A 26,318-nucleotide genomic window follows, 5' to 3' on the forward strand; every position below is an offset into this window, starting at 1 on the left:
GCCGGCAGAATTTTACCGGCGAGTAAACGGTGCCAGATGCGACTTTCTGTCGTCGCGGGATGAGCGCAAAGTTACATTGGCGTGATTCCGGTTACCTGGTCAACTTTAAGGCGGCATAGCATACAATATTTTGCGCTATTGGCCTACAGCGGACGGAAGAGAAAGTCGCGCCACCGGCAAACAGCGGGTCACCGTGCAGCAGAGGGCTGCTGGTGAAGCCAACGCGGGGGAAATGACGCCGGGTTTTCTCCCGTCTTTACGGTATTCATCCCGCCGCCTCGCCAGCGGGTTAATCCACCAGCTCAATGCCCAGACTTTCCAGCAGGCAAACCGCCTCCAGCCGCGAAAAGCGGGCTTTTTCGACTGTGTTGTTAAAGATGTTGATGGCGTAATGCCAGGATTCCGTCAGATCGGCCCCGCGCAGCACGGTGTGATGAAACAGGCTGCCCGTCATGTCACATTCGGTCAGCGTGGCACCCGTTAAATCGCACTCTCTAAAATCCACCTCGATCAGTTTGCATCCTTCCATTTTCACGCCGTGTAGCCGCAGACCAAAAAACGATCCGCTGGTCAGGATACACGTTGAAAAGTGCAATTCATGGTCCAGGTAAAAATCAGGCCACCAGGCTTTCGTCCAGTCCATGCCGGTCAGCTTGCAGTCGTTAAAGTGAACGCCAAAGAAGCGGGTGCCGGACGGATCGACCAGACTGAGGTTACAGTGCGTAAAGACGCAGTTAATGAATTTACAGGCTGAAAAGCGCGCCGAGGTAAAGTTAACGTGCGTAAATTCACAGTCTTCAAAATGCGCCTGCGTGAGCACCCGTTCGCTGAGATCGCAGGTGGTAAAACACGCATCATAGTATTCAGTGTTGCTTTCCAAAGATTGCATTTTTACGCCATCCTCTTTCGTGCGAAGACACAGGCCCCGCTCCGCATAGTAAACCCCGGTCAGGTACACCAGTGTAATGCTGTTCATGCTTCCTGACGCGATTATGGCCTTACCTTATCACCGGGACGGGAAAAAGCGGTTGCCGGACAGTAGCAGAACGCCGCAGAACGCGGTTCACTGACGGATCCGGGCCGACTGGATAAACCGCCTTCACGCCCGCGCGTCCGGCACAACCTGGCTCAGATACAGGCAGAAAAGCAGACCACAATGATAATCGCTCGCATTCAAGAGTTGAAATAATTCTTTTTAAATCAATCAGATAAAATGGTATTTTTTTAACAAAACGCTTCACATTTCTTATAAGCCTGATGCATAATTCATCACTTATCACCTGTCTATTTACAATGAAATAAGGACGCGGCCATGCTGACTGCTGAAATGACTGGGCGTTTAAACGACCAGCTGAACCTGGAATTTTTCTCCGCGAATCTCTATTTACAGATGAGTGCGTGGTGCAGCGATAAAGGCTATGAGGGCGCAGCGTCCTTCCTGAAAATGCACTCACGTGAAGAAATGGAACACATGCAGCGCCTGTTTAACTACCTGAGCGATACCGGTGCGATGCCGGTGCTGGGTACCATCGCAGCCCCGCCTGTTGCCTACAATTCACTGAACGAAGTGCTGATTCAGGCGCTGGATCATGAAAAGCTGATCACCAGTAAGATTAACGAGCTGGCCCATGCGGCAATGACCACCCAGGACTATTCGACCTTCAACTTCCTGCAATGGTACGTTGCGGAACAGCATGAAGAAGAGAAGCTGTTTAAAACCGTACTGGACAAACTGGCGATGGTCGGCGAAGGCGGCAATGGCCTGTTCCTGGTAGATAAAGACCTGGGACGCATGAGCACTGAAACGCACTCAGCATGAATACAAACCGGCCCACGCAGGTGGGCCGGTGGTTATCGTAACGAACCCTACCGGTCTGACACGTTACGGCTTATGCCAGCCGATAGCATGACGTCATTTCACCGTTGATCCACAACGTACGTTTCTCACCCGGCGGTAAGATAACCGTCATTTCCCGCCATGCTGGCAGATAATCCCCGCGCTTCCCGACCGTCAGATCCAGCCGCGACGCGCTACTGGTTAACGTCCAGCTCAGCCAGAGTGCATTGCCCTGGCGCCAGCCGTGCGACTCGCCGTCATCGTCAAACAGCTCACCGTGGGTCGTGGCGTTGCCCGGCGCAGGCCATACCTGCAGTTCACGCACGTTGTCACGTTGCGCATCGGTGGTGGTTTCACACTGGCCAAGCGGAAGCGCGGCACCTGCGCGCACCAGCAGTGGCAGGCGATCCAGCGGTGCATCCAGCGTAACTGTTTGTCCGCCCGCCAGCCAGTTGCCGTTATGCCAGTCATACCAGCCGTGTGGATTCTCGGGCAGATATACGGATCGGGTACGCGCGCCCTGCTCCACAACGCTGGCGACCAGCAGGTCGCGTCCCAGCATAAAGTCATCGCACTCATCATAGGTCCGTGCATCGTTCTCATGGTCCAGGAAAGTCGGACGCAGCATCGGTTCATCGTGCGCGCTGGCCTGCCATGCCAGCGTATACAGATACGGCATCAGCCGGTAACGCAGGCGAATCGCCTCGCGAATCATTGGCGTGGCTTCCGGATACATCCACGGCTCATTCACGGTGTGATCGTCATTCCATGAGTGAATGGTAAAACGCGGATGCATAACACCATTCTGAACCCAGCGCACAAACAGCTCCGGATCCGGTTTATCCCCGGCAAAGCCGCCGACATCGTGCCCCACGTTAAACAATCCTGACAGGCTCATGCCTAGTCCCATGCGGATGTTGTAGCGCAGGGTCTGCCAGTTGGTCCGGTTATCCCCGCTCCAGGTCTGCACATAGCGTTGCATACCGGCACAACCCGAACGGGAAATCAGGTACGGGCGTTTTTCCGGGGCAAAACGCTGTTGGGCTTCCAGCGAGGCGCGCATCATCAGCAACGGCATGACCGGACGAATATGCTTAATGGCAATCGGCTGGCCGAAGCCATGACAGCGCGCTTCGCCGTCCCAGACTTCATATTCATTGTTGTCGTTCCAGGTCGCGTCGATGCCTTTTTTCAGCAACTGCTCCGTGACGTTTTCCTGCCACCACGCCACCGTTTTGGGATGGGTGAAATCCAGATGCGAACCTTCGTCGTCCCAGAACACGGAGCGTTCTGGCTGATCCTGCTCAGAATCACGGATAAACAGTCCCTGAGCCGCCACCTCGTCATAGCGCGGATGATCCTGTAACAGACAGGGTTTGATATTGGCTGCCAGCTTCATCCCGGCATAATGGAACGCGGCGGTCATCGCCTCGGGATTGGGCACTTTGTCGTAGTTCCAGTTAAAGACATAGCGCTTGTTATTAATTGAGGTATAACCGGATGACAGCTGGAACGAATCACAGGGGATCTCATGCTCACGGCACAGCTGGATGAAGGAGAGCAGCTGGTGTTGCGCATCCGGCGCATCGGTGTAGTGCATGGTGGATCCGCTGTAGCCCAGGCTCCATTTCGGCTGAAAGAGCGTTCGGCCCGTCAGGCGCACAAACGCCTTGGTCACATCCAGCAGCGTCGGCCCCAGCATCATGTAGTAATCCAGATCGCCCGCCTCTGCACGATAGCGGCGATAAGGCAGATGGTAGTTATCCAGCTCATTGCCCAGATCGAGCCAGCTACTGGAAAGATTATCGTAAAACAGCCCAAAACTGACGCCGTCGCGCTGGGTCAGCGTGAAGGGAATATGTTTATAGAGCGGATCGGTGCTGGCCGCGTTATAGCCCATCGCATCCAGATTACGCATCTCATAGCGGCGATTAACCCGGTTAAGATCCCCGCTCTTTTCGCCCAGGCCATACACCCGATCCTGCGGCTGACGGCGCTGGTAATGTTCAACGCCATCGCCATGCATGTTCAGCAGATAAGCCCCGGTATGACGATCGGCCGCCAGCGGCTGCCACTCGGTACCATCGAAATGCTCCCAGCTAAGGTACAACGGCGAATGCACCGTCACGCGCAGCCGGTCGGTGGCCAGGCGAACAAACTGCGCCCCCTGTTCAAAGGTGAATGCGGGCAACGAAAAGCCTTCCAGCGATTCCCGATCGCGCCCCTGCCAGGGCACGTCATCCTGAGGCGCAATGCTCCAGGTCCGGTTTAATGCCAGCTCCCCATCGCGTTTCAATAACACGCGCATCAGCCCGCTTTCCAATACGTAAATACGTAAAAAGTGACGCTGCTCGGTTTTCAGTTCGACGAAGTGCGCTGCCTGCTGATGGAGCGTCCATGTCTTAAGCGTTTTCATCAGGTTACCCTCAATTTTTAGCAATATTCTGGCGGCGTTCGGCGATAAACATCACCAGGAAAACCGCGCCAATCAGGTCAAAGAAACCCATGGCAATAAACAGGGGATTGAAGCCAATCGTGTCGGCGGTGACGCCGATAATCAGCGAGAAGATAAAGCTGGCGATCCAGGCGCAGGATCCGCGCATGCCGTTGACTGTCGCCATCTGGCGGCGATCAAAACGCTCTACCACCAGCGCACTCAACATGCAGGAGATCACCTGATGACCGAAGCCACCAATGGAGATCAGCGCGATGGCCAGGTAGGGATCTTTAACCAGCGTCATTAACGCCAGCGAGATCATCAGCACCGCACCGGTGATCGAACTGGCAACGATCGAGTTCACCCGGGTGCAGCCAAACCAGCGCACATAAATTTTGGTCAGATAACCACTGGCCACGCTGCCAATATCTGCCGCCAGGAAGGGCAGCCAGGCAAACATCACGATCTGTTTCAGATCCATGCCGCGTTCATTGGCGAGGTAGAGCGGCACCCAAAAGCTCAGCACGGCCCAGGCGGGTTCGGCTAAAAAGGCCGGAATGGCAATGCCATAGAATTTCTTTTCTTTGCCGATGACTTTCAGCGCGGTAAAGAACGGTAACTTTTCACCGATGACTTCCTTGTCCTGCGTAATAAAATCCCGCTCTTCATCCGACAAACGAGGATGGCGTTCCGGTGAGTGATAACCCCACCACCAGAGCGTGACCCAGATAAGGCCAAGGCCGCCGGTCAGCAGGAACGCGCCCTGCCAGCCAAAGGAGATATGGGCGACATAGATGATGGGCGGTGCCAGCATCGCGCCAATAGAGAACCCCACGCCCGCCCAGCCTGCCGCAACCGGACGTTCCTTTTTCGGAAACCACTCGCCGATGGCCTTGGCGTTGGCCGGCGTCGCCGCCGCTTCGGAGGCACCCATCACAAAGCGCAGCAGCGCCAGATGCAGCCAGCTTCCCGCCCCGGCGTGCAGCAGGCAGGTGATCGACCAGATGACGGCGCAAATCAGAAAGCCCATCTTCAGACCGATGACATCGATTAACCAACCGCACACGGGCTGAAACAACGTGTAGGCCAGCTGGAAGGCGGCAACGACCCAGGAATATTGCTCGGTGCTCATATTCAGGGTGTTTTTCAGTTCAGGGGCCAGAATGCCCAGGGAGTTTCGGGTGATGTAGTTCACCGTCACGCCAAGCAGAAACATGCCCAGCATCCACCAGCGCAGATTTTTTATGATCCGCAGCGGGCGCGATGCGCTGCGGGCAGAGGTTGAGTCGAGACTCATGATGACGCTCCTGTAGCCAGTGATTATCACGTTGCCGTGAACAAACTTCTCTCTGCCCCGACCTTAAAAAAGCGCAAAACGTGGGTACAGCCAATTTTTTGCAACTCTTTTCATGGCAAGCTTGCAGCACAACAAAAATGTCCGTTCACACCAGAAAGGACACGATTCAGCACTTTATGAAAAATTTTTCATTTGCAGACTTGAGGGCGATCACAGAATGAAACAAAGCTTAAAAGTGAGCGAAATTGCCGCCCTGAGCGGTGTGTCGGTGAGCACGGTTTCACGCGTTCTGGCCGGCAAAGCCAACATTCGCCCTGCCACGCGCGACAAGGTACTGCGTATTGCCCAACAGCAAGGTGTGCTGGACAACCTGCACCATGGCCGGCTGCTGCTTAATGACCTGATCGTGTTTGCGCCGCCGCGTGCCTTCGATATCCGTACGGATATTTTCTATTACAAGGTGATCCAGGGGATCAGCGAAGCCGTGAAACCGCACGATGTCCGGGTGCGCTACTGCCCGCTGGAAGAAGTCGACAGCGATGCGGCACTGTTTATCGATAAGATGCAGCAGACCGAAGCTGCGCTGGTGATTGGTATTGATGATGAACATATCCATCAGCTGGCCGCTGAAATGCACAAGCCCTGCGTGCTGATTAATGCCCGCGACCGCCGGATGCGCCTGCCGTCGGTCTCCCCCGATCATCATTTGATTGGCGAGTTCTCAGCACGCTATCTGTTTGAACAGGGCCACCGGCAAATCCTGTCGCTGCACTGCCTGCGCCGCTACACGATGGAGCAGCGGCTACAAGGCGTCCGTGATGCCTGGCATGCCATGAATCTGCGCTTCGACAGTCGTCAGCATCTGCTAACGCTGAACAGCTTTAGCAGCAATGACGCCCGCGACCGGCTGAGCGACTACCTGCGCCATTGCCCTCAGGCGCAGCGGCCCACGGCCATTCTGGCCAGCGGCGATTATATTGCCGCCGGGGCGGTTCAGGCGTTACAGCAGGCGGGCCTGCGGGTGCCGGAGGATGTGTCGGTGATGAGCATGGATGGTTTTAACCTGGCGACCGTTCAGGAGATTCCCTTAACCTCAGTACAGGTGCCACGCGATGAGCTGGGCGAAGCCGCGGTGAGAATTCTTCAGTCGCTCCGGTTAGATCCGGATCTTCCTCCGGGTAACCTGCTGCTGAACGGCAAACTGGTGGTGCGCGATTCGGTACGCCGCATCCGGGATAATCCGGGCCATGCGCCGGTCCAGCAGTACGGGCTTTACAGTTGAAGCCGTTTGCTAAAGCGTCAGACAAAACTCTCCCAGCGGGATGACAGCGTGAAGTGACGCTGCCAGCACAGCGTGCTACCCGCACGGGCCATCAACTGCTGACACTGTTCGGGTGCGACAAAGGCGGGGATCACCTGCTCGGCTCCGCAGTGTTTTATCAGGGCCAGTTGATCGTCCAGCGGCGGATGAACGTTCCAGGGCAGCCACTGCGCCAGCCCGTTTTGCAGCATCTCAAAGGCTCGTGTCCCGCGGGCGACGTGGCTACTAAAAATCAGGGTAAACTCAGGGCAGTGGCTCAGCGTGGCCGCCAGACCGCTGTCGGCGACCGCATCGGCAGCCACGATTACGCTGTCAGGTTGCCAGCGTGCCGGTGTCGGCTCGCGCAGCAGCGGCAGTAACGCCAGCGCCGTGGCGGCCGGTAACGTTTTTTGCGCCAGCAACTGGGAGACTTCCTCGCGCACCTGCGGACACAGCCTGACCGGTAATCCCTGGCTGCGCAGTCGCAGGGCCATCTCTGGCCCTCTGCCATGTAACGGTGCCGTGACCACCGCCCCGTGTCGGGCCGCCTGCACCAGCGCGTCGACCTGTTGATGCAGACGCTGATGACGGTCGCCGTAGGACGCATCGGTAATCAGCCAGCGCGCCCGTGGTGGGCGGTCAAACGGTAACAATAATGACTCGCGGCTCCAGTCACCCATATAGGTGATGCCGCCAGCGACAGGCAGATGAAGCCACACGGATCCCGGTGAATGTCCGCTCCGGCCGGTAAACAGATTCAGTGGCCCTACGGCGCACTGGCCCTGTAAAGGCAGCGCATGTCGGCAGCGCGCAGGCACCGGACCGTCGCCCAACTGCTGCCAGGTGATGTCCGTCGCGTAAACCGGTGGCGAGCCCAGTTGCTGCCAGCTGTCCAGCGCCCCGGTATGATCGCGATGAGAATGGGTCAGGCAGATCGCATCAACCTGACCGATGGCGGCCAGATCGGGTCTGACGCCCGGCTCCGGCCCGGCTCCCAGGTCCCACAGCAGACGATAGCCCTGAATCTCCAGCAGGAACGCCGCGGGCAATTTGCCGCCCACCCCGCTTACAACGGTCAGGCTTGCCATGGCAATGTACCCTGTGGCAGACGACGCGTTAAACGCGTCGCCAGCAGCATTAAGGTCAGAACCACCAGTATCATCAGGCAACCCACCGCCGCCGCCAGCGGGGCAGATCCGCCTTCATCAAGAAAGATAATCGTGGGACCGAGGGTTTGCGTTTCCGATGTCACCAGCAGAACCGATACCTGAATTTCGTTTAACGCGGTAAGAAACACCAACAGACCGCCTGCCAGTGCGGAGGGTGCGGCCAGCGGCAGTAAGATATCGCGCATACGGCGCATCAGTCCTGCGCCACACAGACGGGCGGCTTCATCAAGCGCAGGTTCGATTTGCGCGAAGCCAGCCAGCACAGGCCGCAACACCAGCGCCAGAAAGTTGGACAGATAGGCGGCCAGAATGATCCAGACCGTGCCATAAATCGACACGTCCAGCAGCGGAAGCGGCGGCAGAAAAAACAGGATTGCCGCCACGCCGGTGACAATACCAGGCAGCGCATAGGTCAGCTCGCTGGCGAACCACAGGCCGCGAACCAGTCGGGTACGCTGCCAGCTCAGAAAAAAAGCCAGAAACAGCGCCATGGCGGTCAGGATCAGCGTCGCCAGCCCGGTCAGCCACAGGCTGGTTGCAAAAGCATGGCGGATGGCGGGATAGCCCCACAGCGCCTGAAAAAAGTTTTCCAGCGTCAGGGTTTGCCACGTCAGAGCCTGTCCAAAACCCCGCGTCAACGCGCTGGTCAGCAACGCACTGACGGGCAGGATAAGCGTTGCGACCATCCACAGCCAGGCCAGAATTTCTGTCGGCAAACGTGCGCCCTGTAGCGGTTGTCGCCACGCCTGCGGGGATCCACTGACGCGGACATCGCGCCGTCCGCCCAGCCAGCCGCTCAGCAACATGCCCGACAGGCTAATCAGCGCCATCAGCAACGAATAGACAGCCGTGTCCGGCAACGCACCCGGACCTGTCGCGTTAAGCTGTTGATAGACGAGGGTGATAAGCGTCGGCAGGCGCGCCGGAATGCCCAGCATGGCCTGAATACCAAAATTGCCGACGGCCGCGACAAAGGCCAGCGCGGCGCCGGCAAACAGGGCCGGACGCGCCAGCGGCAAAATGATGGTGCGAAGAATCTGCCCATGTGACGCGCCACTGATACGCGCCGCTTCCACCAGTTCGGCGGGTAAACGCCGCAGACCGGCCCGTACCGTCAGAAACACCAGCGGCGCGCTGTGCAGGCCCAGCAGCAGTACGATGCCGCCCCATGAAAAGAGCGGCTGATCGCCTGGCGCGAACCAGGGTAAACCCAGTAACTGAAACAGTGAGGCCAGCAGGCTACCCGGTGCCAGCGCCTGCAGCCAGGCCAGCGCGGTCACCTGGGGCGGAATCATCAAGGGCAGAATAAACGCAAAAACCCAGGCTGCTTTGGCGCGCATATCGCTGAGCGCGACCAGCCAGGCAGCGAGCGTGCCCAGCAGCAGCGACAACAGTGTGGCACAAAGCCCGATACTCAAGGTATTGAGCGTTGCACTGAGGACCCGCCGACTGACCAGCAACTGCGCCAGCCGCGTCAGATCGGGGACGCCCTGCGGCGCTACCGCCGTCCAGATAAGCCGGGCAAAAGGCGCCACCGACAGCAGCCCAATCATCAACACCAGCACGCCCAGCACCCACGGCTCGGCGCGAAAACGCCCGCGTGTAAGATGCCAGCAGCGAGGCTGACTGTCGTGACTCAGCACGCTCATGCTCAGCCTCCGAACAGTGCGGTAAACTGCGCCCGCACCTGCGCATCATCTGCGACCGCCTTTTCCACGTCCGGCGTCAGCAGTTTGATCTGCGCAACCGGAACAAAGCCTTCCGGCGCGGCTACGCGATCGTCAACCGGCCGGTTGCCCTGATCGGCCACCAGTTTCTGGCCCTGCTCTGACAGTAAAAAATTCACAAAGGCTTTCGCAGCGGGCAGGTTGTGGACGGATTTCATAATGGCAACCGGTTCGGTGACGTAAGACACGCCCTCTTTGGGATACACCAGATCGATCGGCGATCCTTGCTTTTTCGCCCGGATAATATCGGCATCGGTGATCACGCCATATTTATCCATCCCGCTCGCCACGGCTTTCAGTGCTGGCCCGTTGCCTCCCTGCGGCGCGATGCCCAGCGCCGCCAGCTGTTTATAGAAGTTCCAGCCGATGTCAGGCGTGGCGATGTCGGTATGCAGTTTGTACAAGGCCGCCCCGGAATAGAGCGGACTCGGCATCGCGATTTGCCCTTTGTTATCGGCGTTGAGCAATGCGTTCCAGCTGTTGACCGGTTTGGCCCGTTGCGTGTTGTAGGCAATGACCGTGGCAATGATCTTGGTGCCAAAAAAGGTCTTGTCACGATCGTAGAAGGACGGCTTCAGGTGTGCAACGGGGGCGTCCTGACAGGCATAGAGCTGCTGCTCTTTCTTCAGCGCGCCGAGATTAATGGCATCCGCAACCAGCAGCACATCAGGCTTGACTCTGCCGCTCATCATTTCCGTATGCAGCACGTTCATTAACTGCGTGGTGCCGTTGCGCGTCCACTCCACCTGAATATCGGGATAGGCCGCTTTGAACGCATCCATCGTTTGCTGTGCAATTTCCGGTGCCTGTGAGGTGTACACCACCAGTTTACCGGTGGGCTGGTCTGCCGCCTGCGCCAGCGCTGAGCCTGCCAGCAATACGGTAAACAGCAGCGAGGTCACCGAAGTGAAAATAGCCTTTTTCATACTGTCTGAAGTCCTTTATGCGGGGAGAATCCAGCCGTCAGTCACGATAATGCCGACGGTATCGTCAACCGTAAGCGCAGAAACGTCGTCGAGGGCCAGGGTGAAAGACACATCAGGCGCTGCCGAGGGGGACAGATGGACGTCGTAATGACCGCCACGGTAGACCAGACGTATGATCTGCGCGGCAAAATGCCCGGTTTCGCCCTGGGCCAGGCGGAAACTGGCGCGATGGAAACTGGCTTTGCCATAAGGTAAGGCTGTCTGCTGCGCGGCACAACGCAGCCGTAGTCGCGTACCGCAGAGCATGACCGATGCCACGCCCTGTCCCAGGGGTTCAATATCCTGTACCGGTAGCACACGTCCTTCATCGATAAAGGTGGCAACCATCTCGTTGGCCGGTTCGCGCCACAAGGTTTGTGGCGAGGCAAACTGCATCACCTGACCCCCCTCCATCACCACAATACGATCGGCCAGTGCCATGGCCTCACGCTGATCGTGGGTGATGTAAATCAGCGTCGCGCCGCTGTGACGATGAAAACGGCGAAATTCGTCTTCCATCGCCGCGCGCAGATGTACGTCAAGGTTAGCCAGAGGTTCATCAAGCAGCACCAGCCGTGGCCTGGCCACCAGACAACGCGCCAGCGCCACGCGCTGACGCTGGCCCCCGGAGAGATCGGCCGGGTGCCGATCGGCAAACGCCAGCAGATCGACCAGCGTCAAGGCCTGCCGGATGCGATCCGCCCGTTCAGTTCGGTTTACGCCGGTGACTTTCAGGCTGTAGCCCACGTTTTCGGCCACCGTCATGTGCGGCCACAGCGCGTAGTTTTGAAACACCACGCCAAGATCGCGACGTTCCGGAGGCAGGTGAAAATCCGGAGCAGCAAACACGGTGTCGTCCACCCGAATCTCGCCGCGATCCAGCGTTTCGAATCCGGCGATCAGGCGTAGCAAGGTTGTCTTGCCGCAGCCGGACGGACCCAGCACGGCGACAAATTCGCCCTGCTGGATCTTCAGCGTTACGTCATGGATAACCGGCTGCGCCGCGAAGGCCTTATGCAGCCCGGTGAGAGAGAGTGCGGCCATATCTACTGTGCCTTTGCCATAAACGTCCTGCGTTAAACGTTACGACACGTTGATGACAGCACCGTGACATCCCGCTACTTCGGCAGATGCACCGCCACGTAACGTTCATAGCGCGACGGCTTGATTTTGGTGAGATCCGCCAGCACCAGCCCATCAATACAGTTGTTAAAATCGGGATCGCTTCCGAAATCAATAAACTGCACGCCGCCCGGCTCGTACACTTCGCAGTACTGTTTGTACAGGGTCGGAATCGCGGCGCCAAGGTTACTGAGCAGTTGTTTCAGCCGCTGCAGATCCTCTTTGTAATCATTACCGCTGAACTGTGCCAGCACGTCAGGCAGCGAGGCCGGATACGGGCAGCGTGAGGTGGCCAGCGGAAAATCTGTGGGGAAGTAGATGCGGTAGAACGCCACCAGCAAATCACGCGCCGCCAGCGGCATGGTGCCTGAAATCGAGACCGGCCCGAACAGATAGCGTACTTCGGGATATTTGGCGACATAGGCACCAATGCCGAGCCAGAGGTAATCCAGTCCACGTTTGCCCCAATAGGCTGGCTGAATAAAGCTACGGCCCAGCTCGATGCCCTGGCGCAGGATCGGGATCATCCGTTCATCGTAATGGAACAGGCTGTGGCTGTAGAGACCTTCCATTCCGCGCCGTTCCAGTTGTTCGCCACCCGGAATAAACCGGTAGGCACCGACGATTTCCAGTTCGGCGTCATCCCACAGAATCAGGTGATAATAGTCATCATCGTAGCTGTCCAGGTCACGACGACGTCCGCTGCCCTCGCCCACGGCGCGAAACGCAATTTCACGCAACCGGCCCAGCTCGCGCAGGATTGGCACCCAGGTTGCGCCGTTGCGTCGCCACAGATAGATCTGCTTACCGTCGGTGGTCGTTCCCAGCAGCTCGCTTTGCAGTAGCGCTTTCTTCAGTTCAGCGCGGTCTTCCGCCAGGGCGATAGCGGATTCGGTCTGGAACAGCCCCTTTTTCCCCTGCCCCAGGCGATAGACATGTTTACGCACACGTTTGGCCAGCTCTTTGCCTGGCGTATGACCGTCGTGCCAGTGCGCGAACGGAATCTGTGCCCCAATGCGCAGTTTGATGCGCATGCCGCGCTGTTTAAACATTTCACGCACCAGCATCAGCATCGCCACCGGTGGGGCGACTTTGGCGGTGGTGTAAAACAGGGAGCTGTTACGCCCTTCAACGTGCACCGGTACCAGCGGTGCGCGGGCTTTCGCGGCAAGGCGCAGGAAGCTGTGATGCCATTCACGGTCGCGAACGCCCGCGCTGGTGAGACGGGAAACTTCCCCAGCAGGGAAAATAATCAGTACGCCCTGATTATTGAGGTGCTGCTGCATGTGTTGCAGCTGCTGGCGGCTGGTACGGTTACCGATGTTGTCGACAGGCAACATCAGACTGTTGAGCGGCTCCAGTAACATAATCAACCGGTTTGCCACGATTTTGACATCACGGCGCACCTGAGAGATCGCATGCAGGAGTGCCATGCCATCAATCGTGCCCAGCGGATGGTTCGCCACCACCACGACCGGGCCGCGCGGCGGAATTTGTTCCAGATCGCGCTCGCTGAGTTCGCAGCGTACATCAAGGTGTTCCAGTACCTGCTCCACCATATCCAGCCCTTTCAGGTGCGGATAGCGCGCGGCAAAGCGCTGGAATTCATCTTCACGCAACACCCACTTCAGCATCCGTTTCTGCCAGTTGGCAGGACGCTGGTTAGGCCAGAAACTCTCAATAACCTGATCGACTGAAAACATAGTTAACCTTTCGTGCCTGTCCCAGAGATACAGCGAAAGTAAGTCGCGATGTTTGCACTTTTATGAATCGGGACAAATCGAAGGGCAAAATTGTCAGCACAGTCTGCTGAGAACGCATGGAAACACGGATTTTATTTACTAAAAACAGCAGGTTAATAAAGACAATTTCGCCAGAGCGAAACGCGGCGTAAAGGGGGAAAAGTCGGCTATGACGTGGCAGTCACTTGCCCTTGCCGGGAGAAACAAGGGGCGGTTGCGCGGCGTAAAAAACGGCAGCGCAACCGTGCAGCGGGTCCCTGCCTTACTGCTGGTGCATGATGGTGGCAACGGGATTCCAGATCTCCGTCATCGCCCCGGCTTTGCCTGTGAAGGGATCGCGTGTTGGCAGGGGCACTTTTTTCACTTTTTCCTGCGACAGTTTGAGCAGGCCGATTTCGTCGCGCAGAATCTCGGGCTTCAGGCCCTCGGGATACGCGCCCACGGCCACGAAGTCTTCGCTGGCCGACACCTGACGGTGCCCAACGCCCGCAGGAATCAGGACGGCATCGCCCGCCCGCAGGGTAATCATACGGCCGCTGTCCCCACCAAACAGCACTTCAGCCCAGCCTTCCGCCACACCCAGCAGCTCATGCGTGTTGGGATGATAGTGCATGTAGGGGAAGATCTGATCGCGCCAGTCCGAAGGCCAGCCATTTTTTTCAAACGTCGTCTCAAACCAGCGCGCGATGTCCTCTTCCTCTTCAGGCACAACGCGCGGCCAGATGATGAGCGGCAACGGATTATTGGGCACGCCAGCAGACGGGCTGGCGAACATCAAATGTTGCGGGTTATTCGATGCACCGGCTGAAAATGTCCCTGCGGCGAAAGACATCAGCAACATCAGACTGGAAGTTTGGGCAGTCATACAATGTCTCCTTTTTTCTATAGTGTGACAAAGGTCGCAGGTGATGTAATGTGCGCCATGCATCACAATTTACACAATCATCCAAACTCGCTAACCAAAGCCAAATTAATTGTTAACAATTCCACCTTAAGTCGGTAAGGCTTTGTATCGTGGTAGGATTAATCTGTAAAACGCGCAACACAATGCGCCCGTCGCTGAGCAGGCCGGGAAAACCTGCCAGGGCAACCGGCCATGCAGCCTGTTTATATCAGGAAGGGATGAGCGAAAACAGTCTGACCGCGCAGCCTTCTTCTGTCAGATGAGACGGGATTATTCGCCCGTGCTGGCGCTGGACTGTCAGGGCCTGTGAGGGAAAATCCGCCTGCAGGCCCTGAATCAGTACACAATACCGGGTGGGTTAATCGTGGAATGGGTGATCGCCTCATCCTGCTCACCCCAGCGTTGCAAAACCTGCTGATATTGTCCGCCTGCAATCGTGCCATTGAGTGCAGTTTGCAGCGCCGCCGCCAGGCCATTACCCTTTTTTGTGGTGACGGCAACCCAGGCGCGAAACGGCCCCTGGCCCACCAGTTTCGTCTGGCCCCGTGAGGCGACTTTCCAGGCCGCCACAGAATGTGGACCAAACATCACATCGGCCCGCCCAGATAGCAGATACAGCGTGGCTGAAGCATCATCGGTCAGATAAATCGGCGTAACCGGCGGTAAGCCCTTCGCCCGATTCTGTGCGTCCCAGTTCAGCAGTATGCGTTCCTGATTGGTCCCCGAGGCCACGATGATACGTTTGCCTGCCACGTCCGCCGGTGAGGTGATCGCGCGGAGGGGACTGTCAGCTTTGACCGAAAAGGCATGGTTATCGGCACGATAGGTCGCGAAATCAAATTTCTGCTTTCGCTCTTCGGTTACTGCGATGTTAAACATGGCTACGTCATAGCGGCCTGCGCGAATGCCCAGGGGCCAGTCCTCCCAGGAGGCCGGCACCAGTTTCAGTTTGAGTCCCAGGCTGTCTGCCAGCAGGCGGGCAATGTCCGGATCGCTGCCAATGCGCGTCACGTTATCCGACGCCAGCAGCGCCAGCGGCGGTGAGTGGATAGCCGAGGTGGCGACGGTCAAGGTGCCCGGCTCCACAAACGGAAAATTCGCCGGGATTTTTCTCACCGCTTCCGGGTTCACGGGCGCATGAATGGGCTGTTCATTCTGGGCGGCATCCCGTCTTTCTTCGGCGCATACCGTACCGCTCACCAACACCGCTAACAGCGTGAGAGACGCGTATTTCATATCGGCTCCTTATAATACGCGTGCCAGAAAGCGGCGGGTGCGTTCATGACGTGGATGGTTTAGCACCTGGGCACTGCTGCCCTGCTCGACAATTTTCCCGTCCACCATAAACACCACGTTGTCGGCAACTTCACGGGCAAAGCCAACCTCGTGCGTCACGATAACCAGGGTGGTGCCGGAGCGGGCCAGTTTTTTAATCACATCCAGCACCTCGCCTACCAGTTCAGGATCCAGCGCGGAAGTCGGCTCATCAAACAACATGACACGGGGTTGCAGCATCAGGGCCCGGGCAATCGCAATGCGTTGTTGCTGACCGCCCGACAGATGACGCGGCCAGGCATCCGCTTTATGGCGCAGGCCGACCGTCTCCAGTAGCTCGCCAGCCCGGATGATCGCCTCACGTTTTGAGAGCTGCCGGTGCGCTATCGGCGCTTCGATTAAATTTTCCAGCACCGTGAGATGAGGAAACAAATTGAAGTTCTGAAAAACATAGCCAACGTTGACGCGCTGGCGCAGTATCGCTCGCGCCTTCAGTTCATAGAGTGTATTTCCCCGACGCTGATAACCGATGTACTCACCGTCGATCTGAATAAAGCCTTCGTCCACGCGTTCCAGATGGTTGATGGTGCGCAGCAGGGTCGACTTTCCTGAACCGGATGGCCCCAGAATCACCGTCACAGAACCGGGTTCAAGTTCCAGCGAGACGTCGTCCAGCGCCTTGAGCTTGCCGAAATGTTTGCTGACCCCGGTAATGCTGATGGCCCCGGTACGATGCGCTACGCGGTAATCAATGGCTTCGGACATGACTGATCTCCTCAACAGGATTGAGCGGTGTGACGCGGCTGCGCCATTGTCGCCAGCGCGACGGTTGGGGTTCACGGCTGACGCTACGCGCCAGCCAGCGTTCGACGCTGTGCTGAATCAGTGACAGAACGGTGGTGATAATCAGATACCAGGCCGCACCGACCATGAGTAAGGGGATCACCTCCTGGTTGCGGTTGTAGATCATCTGAATGGTGTAAAACAGTTCCGGCATCGCCAGCACATAGACCATTGCCGTGCCCTTCGCGAGGCTGATAATTTCGTTAAAGGCCGTGGGAATAATGGCGCGTAGGGCCTGGGGCAGAATAATGCGGAAGGTGCGCCGCGTGGCAGACAGCCCGAGTGCGGAAGCCGCTTCCACCTGACCGTGATCAACGCCCAGAAAACCACCCCGGATGATCTCTGCACTGTAGGCCGCCTGGACCAGGGTCAGGCCAATGACGGCCGCCGGAAACTGCCCCAGCACGTTAATCGTCTGAAAATGGCCCCAGGACAGCGTGGTAAAAGGCACGCCAATGGACAGCGTGTCGTAGAGATAAGAGAAGTTATAGAGAATGATCAGCACCACGATAAGCGGCAGCGATCGAAACAGCCAGATGTATCCCCACGCCAGGCTGCTTAGCAGCCAGGACGACGACAGCCGCGCCAGCGCCAGTAGCCCGCCTAAAAGCAGGCTGAATACCGTGCCCAACAGCGTTAGCAGCAGCGTTTGCCCCAGACCATGCAGAATGACGGGATCAAAGAACCAGCGGGCAAACACGCCCCATTCCCAGCGTGGATTAAACGCGACCGACTGCACCACGCCTGCCAGGATAAACAGCGCGACCACCGCGCCCAGCGTGCGGGCAGGATAACGGGCAGGCACGACATGTAAATGTTGATGAGAGTTCATACTGACTCCTTAACTTGCCTGCACAACGCTGTGCACGCCAATCACTTTGATAAACCGTAAGCGGCCATCGTGCGGTGGCTGCCCGTAACGCTCCAGATCGCCACTCAGATCGAACTGCGGCTCATAGCCGTGGCCGGTATATAAGCGAACGGCCTCGGGCTGCCGGAAACCGGTAGTCAGAAACAGCCGTTGATAACCGGCGCGCAGGGCCCGTCGCTCCAGCTCTTTCAGCACCACCAGGGCTAACCCCTGTCGCCGGAGATCGCCACGCGTCCAGATTCGCTTCAGCTCTGCCGTCTGCGCGTCGTAAGGTTTGTACGCCCCCATCGCGATAATCTCCTTGTCGCGCTCCAGCACGATGAATAAGCCGTGCGGCGGCAGATACCATTCGGTTTTTTCCTGCTCCTTGTGGCGGCTGAAGTAATCGCCATAGCGGGCCGCATATTCACCAAATAAGCCGGTGAGAATGGGCTCTAACTCTGGTGCATCAGGTGACAGTTCACGGAATTGCTGTTGACTCATCGTGTGCGCCTCAGTCACCCAGACCGGGTGGATTAATTTCGGAATGGTCGATGCGTTCAACGCCTTCGCCCCAGCGATCCAGTACCTTCTGGTAAGCGCCATTTTGAATGACGCCGTTCAGCGCCGTACTGACAGGTTGCGCTAAGCCGCTGCCTTTCTTCACCGTCACGGCGATATGCGCCGCCTTGGGCCAGCCGCCATCCACACTGCCGACCAGACGAGTCTTACCGTTGAGCGCGGCTTTCCAGGCGCCAATCACGTTAGGGCCAAAATAGGCATCTGCACGTCCGGCCTGCAGCGCCAGCGTCTGTGCCGCATCGTCTTTGGTATAAATGGGTGTAAACGGTTTAAGCCCTTTGGCCTGATTTTGTTTGTCCCAGGCCAGTAAAATGGCCTCCTGATTGGTCCCGGAACCGACAATGATGCGCAGCCCGGCGATATCGTCGGCTTGAGTGAGTGATTTAATCGGGCTGCTGGTTTTTACGTAGAACCCCAGCGAATCTTTGCGGTAGGTAGCAAAATCGAATTTCGCTTTGCGCGCCTTCGTCACGGTGATGTTGGTAATGGCGGCATCATATTTTCCGGACGCCACGCCCAGCGGCCAGTCCTCCCACGAGGTGGGCACCACGTTGAGCTTTAACCCCAGGCTGTCTGCGACCAGTCGCGCGATATCGACTTCGCTCCCCAACAACGTGGTATTGTCGTCCGAGAAAACGGTGAGCGGCGGCGAGTTCAGGGCCGCCACCGCCACCGTGAACGAACCCGGCACAGCAAAGTGGTAACCGGCGGGCAACTGTGCGATGGCCTGCGCATTCTTTACGGTATGGACAGGCGTTTTATTGGCTTCAAGACTGACGCGCTGCCCATTTACCGCGACGCTGGTGCTTTCCGCCTGGCTGGTAGCGCTGGCCGTCAGCAGCATCAGCGCCATCAGCATTTTTTTCTGCATAGCAAAGGTCCTTATTGCAAAGTGAACTGATTGACCGGCTTGGGCAAGGCGAAGCTGCCACGCAGTGTGCGCCCCGGATACTCACGTCTTGTCAGGCCACGCGCCTGCAAAACAGGCACCACTTCATCAACAAAGCGCTCAAACGTATCCGGCGTACCGCCATTGATGATGAAACCGTCTGCAGCCCCGCTCTCAAACCATGCCTGCAGGCCGTCGGCAACCTGCGCTGGCGTGCCATGAAACAGCGGCCGTGGCGTGGCGGCTTCCAGTGCCGCCTGGCGCAGTGAATGTCCCTGTTCACGGGCTTTGCGTTTAATTTCGTCGGTGGTGCTGCGGAAACTGTTCTGGCCAATGTCGCCAACGTCGGGGAACGGCGCATCGAGCGGATACTGGGAGAAGTCATGGTGATCGAAGAAGCGGCCGAGATAATTCAGCGCATCATCAATCGAGACCAGCGCAGCGGTAGTTTGATACTGCTGCTCCACATCCTCTGCATCGCGACCCACAATGACGCTGACGCCCTGAAAGATATGCAAATCGTCCGGTTGCCGTCCGTTTTTCACCAGCTGCTGCTTCACATCCCGGTAAAAGGCCTGGGCTTCTTCCCGCGTCGGCTGGTGCGTAAAGATGGCATCGGCATGTCGCGCCGCCAGCTTTTTACCGTCGTCAGACGCGCCGGCCTGGAAAATGACAGGCCGTCCCTGCGGCGTGCGTGAAATATTGAGCGGCCCCTGTACCTGAAAGAAATCGCCGTGATGATGCAGTGTGTGTAGTTTGGCGGGATCGAAGAACTGGCCACTCTCTTTGTTGCGAACGAAGGCATCCTCTTCCCATGAATCCCACAGCCCTTTCACTACCTGAAGGTATTCGTCGGCAATGCGGTAACGCAAAGCGTGTTCCGGGTGCTGCTGGCGGGAAAAGTTTTTTGCCGACCCTTCGAGTGGCGAAGTGACGACGTTCCAGCCCGCGCGGCCACCGCTCAGATGATCCAGGCTGGCGAACTGGCGCGCCACGGTAAAAGGTTCGCTATAGGAAGTGGAGACCGTGCCCACCAGCCCTAAATGTTCCGTAACGCCGGCCAGCGCCGAGAGCAGCGTTAAAGGTTCAAAACGGTTCAGGAAGTGAGGAATCGATTTTTCATTGATAAACAGACCATCGGCGACAAACAGAAAGTCCAGTTTGCCCTGCTCGGCTTTACGCGCGATTTTTTTGGCATAGTCGAAGCTGATGCTGGCATCCGCCTGAGCGGCCGGGTGGCGCCAGGCGGACATGTTACCCGAGGCACCGTGCAACAGGGTACCCAGTCTAAGCTGTCTTGTGGTCATGATTACTCTCTTTTTTCTGCGTCACAATGCCAGGCGGTTGTCCGCGACAAGCCGCACAGGTCGTCAGGAAGTGGAACTTAATTCAGGGCGGGTTCACGACATCGGTCATGAAGATGGCGCAGGGCCTGCTGCGCGAGTTGAGCAAAGTAGTGGGCAGCGGGCGCGATCGACGCTTCATCGGGTGTAAAACCGGCATGGTGCAGACCAAAGTCGCTGCCGCTGCCGATGCTGACAAAGGCACCGGGCACCTGCTGCAGGTAGAAGGCAAAGTCTTCTCCCCCCAGATGCAGGTCAGCCGTCTGTACCCGATAGCCGACATCGTGCGCTACTTCGCTGGTAAACTGCGCCCACTGCGCATCATTGATCAGCACAGGCGGTCCGGCGTGCCAGCTCAGACTGGCCTGCGCGCCGCTGGCCCGGGCGATGTGCTCCACCAGCGTGCGCACACGGTCTTCCAGTTCGGCACGGCGTTGCAGGTCGTGGGTGCGGGCAGTGCCGCCAAATTCCACAGAACCCGGCAATACATTCCAGGTTTTGCCGCCATCAATACGGGTCACGCTGAGCACCAGGCTGTCGAGTGTATTGAAGCTGCGACTGGTCAGCGTCTGAAGAGACTGAATAATCTGGCTGGCCACCACAATGGCATCCACGCCCTGCTCAGGATGCGCCGCGTGCGCGCCTTTGCCGGTAACCTGAATGACGAACTTGTCTGCATTGGCATAAAACGCACCGCTGCGCGTGGCAAAGGTGCCGCTCGGCAGGCCCGGCTCGTTATGCATGCCAAAAATTGCCTGAACGCCCTCCAGCACGCCGGCCTCAATAAACTGTCTGGCACCGCGTGCGATCTCTTCGGCGGGCTGAAATAAAATACGTACCCGTCCTGGTAGTTGATGCGCCCTTGTCTGCAGCTCAAGTGCAGCGCCCAGCATGACGGCAGTATGGAGATCGTGACCGCAGGCATGCATGACGCCGGGCTGACGGGAATGAAAACTGACGCCGCTGGCTTCATGGATTGGCAACGCGTCAATATCGGCACGCAGTGCGATCACATTTTCACCCTGGCCGATTTCCGCCACCACGCCGGTTGCCAGTGGGTAATCCAGTAAGCGAACCCCGGCGGCCTGGAGCCACTGGCGAAGGCGCGCGGTGGTGGCAAATTCCTGACCGGAAAGTTCGGGCCAGGTATGCAGTTCACGTCGCCATTCAATTAGCTGTGCTTCGTTCAGACTCATCATGACCTCGGCGATTCAGGCAGCGACCCATTGATGGGTTGCCAGTAATTCCAGAGACCGGTATCGGGCGCGCGCATCGGCAACCGGCGTGTCGATAACGAATTCATCAATACTGAAGTTCTGATGCAGCGCGTCAAGCTGCGCGTGAACCTGTGAGGCCGTTCCTTTCAGCAGCGAGGGCGTGCGCGGCTCAATCAGGTAGTCCGTGAATCCACCCTGACGGACATAACGTTCAGCCTGTTCCAGACTGGCAACATTGACGCCCGGCCCGTCTTTAACCTGGACATGGAACTGTTTGAGCCCCGCGACCAGCAGATCGGCCTGGGCGGGAGAATCCGCCACCACAACCTGTACCGCCACCAGTGCCCGCTTGCCGCGGGTCAGATGTGAATAGGTCTTCAGTGCACGCTCAAGTAACGGGCGATCGCCATTGATGTGAGCGGCAAAGACAAACTGCCAGCCCAGCTCTGCCGCCAACTGTGCGCTCTGTTCACTGCCACCCAACAAAAAACGCTGCGCCGGGCGCGCCGGTATCGGCGTGGCGCGTAACGTTTCGTCCTTATCCTCTTGCGCCGCGCCGGGCGCCAGCCAGTGTGCTAACTGGCGCAGTTGTTCCGCAAAGCTGCCTTTTTCATCCTGATGCACACCGCGCTGCAGCGCCCGGGTGGAAAGCGGCAGGCCGCCCGGTGCTTTGCCAATACCCAGATCGACACGTCCGGGGGCCAGCGAGGCCAGTAGATTGAAATTTTCTGCCACTTTGTAAGGGCTGTAGTGCTGCAGCATCACGCCACCCGATCCCAGCCGGATGCGCGTCGTTTGTGCCGCAATCCAGGCGATTAACACTTCGGGTGACGGACTCGCCAGCTGTTCAATGTTGTGATGCTCAGCCAGCCAGAAGCGGTGATAGCCCCATTTCTCGGCCTGTTGCGCCAGCCGCAGCGTACGTTGCAGGGCCGCGGCGGGCGATTCCCCTTCCGCCACGGGCGCTTTATCTAACAGACTTAACTGATATGCCATTCACCTGCCCTCGCTTATTTCCTTTGAAAGCTAGTGTGGCGAGAACGTTATATTTCGTAAAACAACAATTATGAGAATATGAAGTTAAAAAACGGCAATAGAATTTAAAAGAATAAAAAAAGCAGAGAGTAACGTTATTTCCGCCTCCCTGTTTAGACGACCTGTGGAAATAAACCCGGCAACATATCTCAGGCATTTGCGTATTTTCACTAAGCTTTGCGCTATTCCTTATTTTATCTGAAAGACAGAACGTTTCATGATGAAACCATTGTAAAAACACCGCGTTTCAAGAGGAAGATAAGGATGAATAACATCATTGGCCTGATACGGAAAAACGTTCTGAAACCGGGTGGTTTTTCAAAAAAAAGACTGTCGGCTATCCCGCCTGCCACGCCAGACCGCGCATCTAATCAGACGTATTCTGACAGCGGTTCATGCCTGAATAATATTCCTGCGCCTGAGACGCGTGAAAAGAACAACGTGCAGCAAGCCTTTATCCAAACGCCATTATCGCGGAACGACAGTGCCCTCACGGTATTACCGGATTATCGCTGGCAGCCCAATCATATTTAAAGACAACGCGGCCCCTTTTGCTGACCGGGTCTCAGTCTGTGTTATCAGGAGAATCATGACTTCTTTAACGGAAAAACTGGTGCAGTGGCGGCGTGAACTGCATCAGCATCCCGAGCTCTCTCATCAGGAGTTTGCGACCACGGAACGTCTTACCCGTTGGTTACAGCAGGCGGATATTCGTCTGTTGCCCCTGCCGTTAACGACAGGTGTGGTGGTGGAGATTGGTCAGGGCGAGCCGCTGATTGCTTTTCGCGCCGACATTGACGCCCTTCCCATTGACGAGGCGGTGAACGTGCCCTGGAAATCTCAGCGGCCCGGCGTCATGCACGCCTGCGGACATGATATTCATACGTCAGTCATGCTTGGCGTTGCGCATCAGCTGAAACAGCAGGAAGCCGCCCTGCCTGGCCGGGTACGAATTCTTTTTCAACCCGCAGAAGAAACGTTCGACGGTGCCAGACAGCTGATTGATGCCGGTGCACTGACGGGCGTACAGGCTATTTTTGGTCTGCATAACGCGCCGGATTTGCCGCTGGGTACGCTGCGCACCCGCCCCGGCGCGTTTTACGCCAATGTTGACCGCTTTACCATTCGGGTGCTGGGTAAAGGTGCGCATGCCGCCCGACCGCAGGAAGGCATTGATTCCATCGTGATCGCCAGTCATATCGTTTCGGCACTGCAAACGCTACCGGCTCGCGTCTTTAGCGCGCTGGACACGGTGGTGTTAAGCGTCACCCGCTTTACCGCCGGCAATACCTGGAATGTGCTACCAGAGCAGGTGGAACTGGAAGGTACGGTACGTACGCACAATGCGACCATACGTGAGCACATGCCTGAACGCATGACCGCGCTGATTCAGGGCATCGCGTCGGGCTTTGGCGCGCACGCTGAACTGGCGTGGATAACGGGACCGCCTGCGCTGCTGAATACCCCGGAATGGGCCGACTTTGCCCTGCAACAGGCTGCCCAGAGCGGTTATCGCGCCGAACGGGCTGAAGTACCGCTGATGGGAGGTGAGGATTTTGCCTTTTACCTGCAGCAGGTGCCGGGGGCATTTGTCAGCATTGGCAGTGCCAGTGAATCGGGGCTTCATCATCCGGCCTTTAATCCTGACGAAGCGCTGATGGGACCGGCTGTCGACTATTTTAGTCAGTTGGCTCCGCACGCCCTACGCCGGATTGCGGCGCGCAAGGAGGCATTGGCGCAACTGTTATAGAAAAACGGGCGTAATCTGTGTCTGAACAAGTTGACTGTTATCTGTTCTAATCGCTATCAGTTGAAAGTGAGGGGAACGATGGACGCCATTAAACAGATCTTAATCGACGAAATTAATACGCTAAACCGTGAAGGACGCCGCGATAATTTGCCGCGTTTCAGCTTCTCGTTTTTAAAAACCCATCCCGGACTGTGGGCAGTGATGTACCTGTGCTATGGCCTGTGCGTCGCGCTGATTTTTTCTACGGATATGCTGGGCTGGCCCGCGTTCTGGTTTGCGACGGCATTTGTGCTGGTGATGAGCTTTCTGATGTTGCTGGACATCAATCCTAAATACCGTTTTGAGGATATTGATGCTCTGGATCTGCGGGTTTGCTACAACGGCGAATGGTATTACGTGGAGCCCGTCCCTGAACAGGCGGTCTCCCGCATCCTGTCACTGCCGGATGCGCCAGAGCGTGTAAAAAGCGGCATTACCCGTTTGCTGAAGCAGAAAGGTGAAGTGGACTTTTACGATGTGTATTACCTGACCTGGGGACATCGTCAGGCCGCTCAGGTTTAATCCTGCGCCATCTCTGCCATTAACCTGCCCAGCGTGACCACCGCCGCCTCGGCCCGCGTATCCCACGGCCAGGCGGTGTTAAGCCGAAAACAGTGACTGAACTGTTCGCCTGCGGCAAACATCTGTCCCGGTGCAATACTGATCCCTTCTGCCAGCGCACGCTGATAAAGCTGTGTGGTATTAATACTGTCTGGCAACGTCACCCATAAAAAATAGCCCCCCGCCGCGTCACTGACCGTTGACTGCGCAGGCAGCACCTTTATCAGGGCCTGGCGCGCCAGTTGCTGACGCTTAGCCAGACTTTGCCGCAGCCGTTTCAGGTGATTATCGTAACGTCGGGTCGCCAGGAAATCGGCTAACGCCAACTGCATCGGCGCGCTGGTCGAGAGTGTGCTCATCAGTTGCAGGCGCTGAATTCGCTGCGCATGCCGCCCGGCCGCGACCCAACCGACACGGAACCCCGCCACCAGCGATTTCGAAAAGGAACCGCAGTGCAGCACATTCCCCTGGCTGTCCCAGGCTTTAGCGGGCAACGGCGGTGTGCTGTTGTCGTCCCATAGCTCTGCGTAGACATCATCTTCAATCAATGGCACCTGATAGCGTTCCAGCAGGGCAACCAGTTGCGCTTTACGCGCCGGCGTTAAGGTCACGCCGAGGGGATTTTGCAGCGTGGTCATTAACCAACAGGCTTTAACCGGCCAGCGCTGAAGCGCGTCTTCAAGCTGTTGCAGGTCGATGCCGTGCTGGGTATCGCTCGGGATCGCCAGCGCCTTGAGCTTTAGGCGCTCAATGGCCTGCAGGGCACCATAAAAACTGGGCTGTTCGATCACCACATAGTCACCCGGTTCGGTGAGCGATTGCAGGCTGAGGTTCAGGGCTTCCAGTGCGCCGCTGGTTATCACGATTTCGTCGGGCGACAAGGTGATGCCCTGGCGGGCATAGCGCTGAGCCAGGAGCTGGCGCAATGTCGCGTTGCCCGGCGGCAGGTTATGCAGCGCATCCGTGGGCGTGAGCTGATGCGAGACATTTGCCAGCGAACGCATCAGCGGACGTTGCGGGAACAGCGCCGGATCGGGAAAAGCTGAGCCAAACGGCACAATGGCGGGATCGCGCGAGGCCTGTAACACATCGAACACGAAGTCATTAATATCGACCCGTTCGCTGATGGCAACGCTGAGCGGCGCGGCGGCAAGGGCACGGGGCGCGACGTAATAGCCTGACTGCGGACGCGAAACGATCCAGCCCTGACTTTCCAGCAGTTCGTAGGCGTGCAGCACCGTCATCAGGCTCAGCCCCTGACGCGCGACCTGCTGGCGCAGCGACGGGAGCCGGGTACCCGGCGGCCAGATACCGGCTTCTATTTGCTGCTGAATGTCATCCATTAATCGCTGATATTTCGCCACGGCCTGTCGCTCCTGATGCAGAGGCGTCACTTTATCATGTTGATCAGCGCTAACAAAAATCCCTGGCGGG

At 57.5% G+C, this 26,318-nt stretch carries 23 protein-coding genes; 5 read left to right on the top strand and 18 right to left on the bottom strand.

Annotation, left to right across the window (positions count from 1 at the left end):
- Positions 1–289: 289 nt before the first annotated feature.
- On the bottom strand, positions 290–889 hold the full coding sequence (locus RAC90_RS08380; protein WP_006117596.1) for a pentapeptide repeat-containing protein: 600 nt from the start codon (positions 887–889) through the stop codon (positions 290–292).
- A 423-nt stretch (positions 890–1,312) separates the two neighbouring features.
- Here RAC90_RS08380 and ftnA point away from each other — a divergent pair, with 423 nt between their 5' ends.
- A complete protein-coding gene (gene ftnA / locus RAC90_RS08385) occupies positions 1,313–1,819 on the top strand; it encodes a non-heme ferritin (RefSeq protein ID WP_006117595.1) in 507 nt (168 codons plus the stop codon).
- Between the two features lie 70 nt (positions 1,820–1,889).
- Here the strand turns inward: ftnA and RAC90_RS08390 are convergent, their stop codons facing one another.
- Complete coding sequence (locus tag RAC90_RS08390) at positions 1,890–4,253, bottom strand: TIM-barrel domain-containing protein (protein ID WP_133745632.1); 2,364 nt, start codon at positions 4,251–4,253, stop codon at positions 1,890–1,892.
- Between the two features lie 10 nt (positions 4,254–4,263).
- Positions 4,264–5,571 (bottom strand): MFS transporter, encoded by a 1,308-nt coding sequence (locus tag RAC90_RS08395; protein WP_133745631.1) that lies wholly within the window; start codon positions 5,569–5,571, stop codon positions 4,264–4,266.
- A 217-nt stretch (positions 5,572–5,788) separates the two neighbouring features.
- Here RAC90_RS08395 and RAC90_RS08400 point away from each other — a divergent pair, with 217 nt between their 5' ends.
- Positions 5,789–6,853, top strand: coding sequence for a LacI family DNA-binding transcriptional regulator (locus RAC90_RS08400; RefSeq protein ID WP_039342364.1), 1,065 nt, complete (start codon positions 5,789–5,791; stop codon positions 6,851–6,853).
- 17 nt (positions 6,854–6,870) lie between these two features.
- Here RAC90_RS08400 and RAC90_RS08405 read toward each other — a convergent pair whose 3' ends face one another.
- The 14 genes from RAC90_RS08405 to RAC90_RS08470 form a co-directional block, all read right to left on the bottom strand.
- A complete protein-coding gene (locus RAC90_RS08405) occupies positions 6,871–7,959 on the bottom strand; it encodes an MBL fold metallo-hydrolase (protein WP_033739751.1) in 1,089 nt (362 codons plus the stop codon).
- Positions 7,947–9,689, bottom strand: a complete 1,743-nt coding sequence (locus tag RAC90_RS08410; RefSeq protein ID WP_033739752.1) for an iron ABC transporter permease — start codon at positions 9,687–9,689, stop codon at positions 7,947–7,949. Before RAC90_RS08410 ends, RAC90_RS08405 begins: the two co-directional genes overlap by 13 nt.
- Before the next feature lie 2 nt (positions 9,690–9,691).
- Positions 9,692–10,693, bottom strand: a complete 1,002-nt coding sequence (locus tag RAC90_RS08415; RefSeq protein ID WP_375124225.1) for an ABC transporter substrate-binding protein — start codon at positions 10,691–10,693, stop codon at positions 9,692–9,694.
- Positions 10,694–10,708: 15 nt separating this feature from the next.
- A complete protein-coding gene (locus RAC90_RS08420) occupies positions 10,709–11,776 on the bottom strand; it encodes an ABC transporter ATP-binding protein (RefSeq protein WP_375124226.1) in 1,068 nt (355 codons plus the stop codon).
- 74 nt (positions 11,777–11,850) lie between these two features.
- Positions 11,851–13,557, bottom strand: coding sequence for a lysophospholipid acyltransferase family protein (locus RAC90_RS08425; protein ID WP_033739756.1), 1,707 nt, complete (start codon positions 13,555–13,557; stop codon positions 11,851–11,853).
- A 301-nt stretch (positions 13,558–13,858) separates the two neighbouring features.
- Positions 13,859–14,461 carry a cupin domain-containing protein gene (locus RAC90_RS08430; RefSeq protein ID WP_033739757.1) on the bottom strand — a complete coding sequence of 201 codons (603 nt, stop codon included), beginning with the start codon at positions 14,459–14,461 and terminating at the stop codon, positions 13,859–13,861.
- A gap of 375 nt (positions 14,462–14,836) precedes the next feature.
- The gene (locus RAC90_RS08435; RefSeq protein ID WP_375124227.1) at positions 14,837–15,736 is read right to left on the bottom strand and encodes an ABC transporter substrate-binding protein; all 900 of its coding nucleotides are present in this window, start codon (positions 15,734–15,736) and stop codon (positions 14,837–14,839) included.
- Positions 15,737–15,745: 9 nt separating this feature from the next.
- Positions 15,746–16,540 carry an amino acid ABC transporter ATP-binding protein gene (locus RAC90_RS08440; protein ID WP_133745628.1) on the bottom strand — a complete coding sequence of 265 codons (795 nt, stop codon included), beginning with the start codon at positions 16,538–16,540 and terminating at the stop codon, positions 15,746–15,748.
- Positions 16,524–17,450, bottom strand: coding sequence for an amino acid ABC transporter permease (locus RAC90_RS08445; protein ID WP_058708812.1), 927 nt, complete (start codon positions 17,448–17,450; stop codon positions 16,524–16,526). The genes RAC90_RS08440 and RAC90_RS08445 overlap by 17 nt, the downstream gene beginning before the upstream one ends.
- A 9-nt stretch (positions 17,451–17,459) precedes the next feature.
- Positions 17,460–17,972 carry a GNAT family N-acetyltransferase gene (locus RAC90_RS08450; protein ID WP_006118148.1) on the bottom strand — a complete coding sequence of 171 codons (513 nt, stop codon included), beginning with the start codon at positions 17,970–17,972 and terminating at the stop codon, positions 17,460–17,462.
- Between the two features lie 10 nt (positions 17,973–17,982).
- Positions 17,983–18,921, bottom strand: coding sequence for an ABC transporter substrate-binding protein (locus tag RAC90_RS08455; protein ID WP_205950752.1), 939 nt, complete (start codon positions 18,919–18,921; stop codon positions 17,983–17,985).
- 11 nt (positions 18,922–18,932) lie between these two features.
- A complete protein-coding gene (locus RAC90_RS08460; RefSeq protein ID WP_324020876.1) occupies positions 18,933–20,246 on the bottom strand; it encodes an LLM class flavin-dependent oxidoreductase in 1,314 nt (437 codons plus the stop codon).
- 77 nt (positions 20,247–20,323) lie between these two features.
- Positions 20,324–21,478 carry an amidohydrolase gene (locus tag RAC90_RS08465; protein ID WP_375124246.1) on the bottom strand — a complete coding sequence of 385 codons (1,155 nt, stop codon included), beginning with the start codon at positions 21,476–21,478 and terminating at the stop codon, positions 20,324–20,326.
- A 15-nt stretch (positions 21,479–21,493) separates the two neighbouring features.
- Entirely contained in the window at positions 21,494–22,495 is a 1,002-nt protein-coding gene (locus RAC90_RS08470; protein WP_058708807.1) for an LLM class flavin-dependent oxidoreductase, read from the bottom strand.
- A gap of 303 nt (positions 22,496–22,798) precedes the next feature.
- Between RAC90_RS08470 and RAC90_RS08475 the strand changes: the two genes are divergently transcribed.
- The 3 genes from RAC90_RS08475 (at position 22,799) to RAC90_RS08485 (ending at position 24,845) form a co-directional block, all read left to right on the top strand.
- Positions 22,799–23,068 (top strand): hypothetical protein, encoded by a 270-nt coding sequence (locus RAC90_RS08475; protein WP_375124228.1) that lies wholly within the window; start codon positions 22,799–22,801, stop codon positions 23,066–23,068.
- A gap of 55 nt (positions 23,069–23,123) precedes the next feature.
- Positions 23,124–24,284 (top strand): amidohydrolase, encoded by a 1,161-nt coding sequence (locus RAC90_RS08480; RefSeq protein WP_375124229.1) that lies wholly within the window; start codon positions 23,124–23,126, stop codon positions 24,282–24,284.
- Between the two features lie 78 nt (positions 24,285–24,362).
- Entirely contained in the window at positions 24,363–24,845 is a 483-nt protein-coding gene (locus RAC90_RS08485; RefSeq protein WP_006118156.1) for a YlaC family protein, read from the top strand.
- Here the strand turns inward: RAC90_RS08485 and RAC90_RS08490 are convergent.
- Positions 24,842–26,248 (bottom strand): PLP-dependent aminotransferase family protein, encoded by a 1,407-nt coding sequence (locus RAC90_RS08490; RefSeq protein ID WP_054633191.1) that lies wholly within the window; start codon positions 26,246–26,248, stop codon positions 24,842–24,844. The genes RAC90_RS08485 and RAC90_RS08490 overlap by 4 nt on opposite strands.
- Positions 26,249–26,318: the final 70 nt, after the last annotated feature.

Source organism: Pantoea sp. CS_6 (assembly GCF_041954745.1).
GTDB classification, from domain to species: domain Bacteria; phylum Pseudomonadota; class Gammaproteobacteria; order Enterobacterales; family Enterobacteriaceae; genus Pantoea; species Pantoea stewartii.